Source organism: Paracoccus haeundaensis, from assembly GCF_006239215.1.
GTDB classification, from domain to species: Bacteria; Pseudomonadota; Alphaproteobacteria; order Rhodobacterales; family Rhodobacteraceae; genus Paracoccus; species Paracoccus marcusii.
Map to the genome: position 1 here is coordinate 1 of NZ_VDDC01000097.1, position 1,555 is coordinate 1,555.

At 53.3% G+C, this 1,555-nt stretch carries 2 protein-coding genes and 1 pseudogene; 1 reads left to right on the forward strand and 2 read right to left on the reverse strand.

What is annotated here, in order from left to right; genetic code table 11:
* Window positions 1–431: 431 nt before the first annotated feature.
* Window positions 432–806: a hydroxyisourate hydrolase gene (gene uraH, locus FHD67_RS20120; RefSeq protein ID WP_246071372.1), complete on the forward strand. Its 375-nt coding sequence runs from the start codon at window positions 432–434 to the stop codon at window positions 804–806.
* Between the two features lie 222 nt (window positions 807–1,028).
* Here uraH and FHD67_RS21270 read toward each other — a convergent pair whose 3' ends face one another.
* Together FHD67_RS21270 and FHD67_RS20800 are read right to left on the reverse strand one after the other, a co-directional pair.
* Complete coding sequence (locus tag FHD67_RS21270) at window positions 1,029–1,334, reverse strand: RrF2 family transcriptional regulator (protein ID WP_218062374.1); 306 nt, start codon at window positions 1,332–1,334, stop codon at window positions 1,029–1,031.
* Window positions 1,334–1,555 (reverse strand): annotated as a pseudogene (locus FHD67_RS20800) (hypothetical protein); the annotation flags it as partial. The pseudogene FHD67_RS20800 and the gene FHD67_RS21270, both read right to left, overlap by 1 nt.

The following is a 1,555-nucleotide window of genomic DNA, read 5'->3' on the forward strand; positions in this document are numbered from 1 at the left end:
CAGCGCAGCGTCAGCCTTCAGGGCAGAGGCGACAAATCAACTTTGCCAGTTCGCGACAATTCTACTTTGCTTCTACACTTAGATCTGTAATAATCCGGGTTATGTAACTCTATACGATTTAAGTATTAGATTTCATTGGTTTATTCAGCGTCGTGAGTCGGAACGCCTTTTCAGGAAAAACAACTAGCAAGGTGGCCCCACTGCGCGACATGAATCGATATGATTGCCATTCTATCGAGGTGTAACCTTGCCGCCCCGGATCGTTAACAAACCCCTGTTGCTTCCTAGAAAATCTACTTGGACACTAAGGGCGTTGGCGGTCTGTACGAGGCAGGTCGCCGAAGTCCCGCGTCCTACTGCGAACGATATATCAGCCATCCTGCTGATATACCGCAGACTGAAAGAGAGACGACATAATGTTGCGTAATTGCTTGCTAGCCCTGATCCCCGCATTTGGCCTGAGCGGTCTTGCACAGGCGGAGGATATCTCCACGCATGTTCTGAACATTTCCACCGGGACCGGCGGTGCCGGTATTCCTGTGACGCTGGAAATGAAAGAGGGAGACACCTGGACCGAGATCGGGACGTCTACCACGGGTGAAAACGGTCGGGTCGAGGGCTTCGATATCGAGACGGAGGTCGCGACATATCGGCTGGCTTTCGACCTGTCGAATTATGCGGATCTGGGACAGACGCCATTTTTCCCTGAAATCGACGTCATCTTTCAGGTTCAGGATGCAGACCGGGAACACCACGTCCCCGTTCTCGTCAGCCCCTTTGGGTACTCGACCTACCTGGGGAACTAATGACACGATCGTCAGGGGCAGCACGCCCCTGACGATCCTGATGTAAGAACCTTTGAGGACCGAGGTAATACATCACAGGCACATTGAACGATACGAATACGCTCGGCTATACTCAGGTTTCACCGCGTCAAAAACGCAGCTTCTGTATGAATGCAAAGATTTTATGCAGAGCGGTTCTTCTGTTATAGATGACTCCAGCCCAAGGGCTCCGAAAGCGTGGCCCTATGAGCGGTCCTGAACCGTGAACAGATGCTGAAACGCGCCGGGCATCCGAGCCACATCCGACAGACGGCAGGTGTCCAGAACACACATGAACGCCTCTCTCGCTTGCGAGATCACGGCAGGCAACCCGCAGCCCTGGGAGATACGGCATGTGCTGCAATCCACCAGGGGGTCGTCACCTTCGGTGTGTCGGACGACTTGGCCGATGGTGATCTCGATGGCCGGGCGCGCCAGCTGCAGTCCACCCTGTCTGCCTCGGGTAGTCCGTATAAATCCTGCGCTCCCGAGGTCCTGAACGATCTTCATCAGGTGGTTCTGAGAAATGTCATGACCTCGGCGATCTGGCGGATCGATACCAGCCTGCCGTCGCTCGCTGCGAGATAGATCAACGCACGAAGGGAATAGTCGGTGTAGCGGCTCAATTTCATAGGACATAAATACAAGTATTTGCTTTGCATGTATAGCGCCGTATAGATGCATAAGAAATACATGTTTAGGAGAATCACATGGCTCGCCAGCTGTCCCTG

Coding starts and splice junctions, on each gene's coding strand:
- FHD67_RS21270 (WP_218062374.1), bottom strand. CDS start 1,334: ATGAAGATCGTTCAGGACCTCGGGAGCGCAGGATTTATACGGACTACC.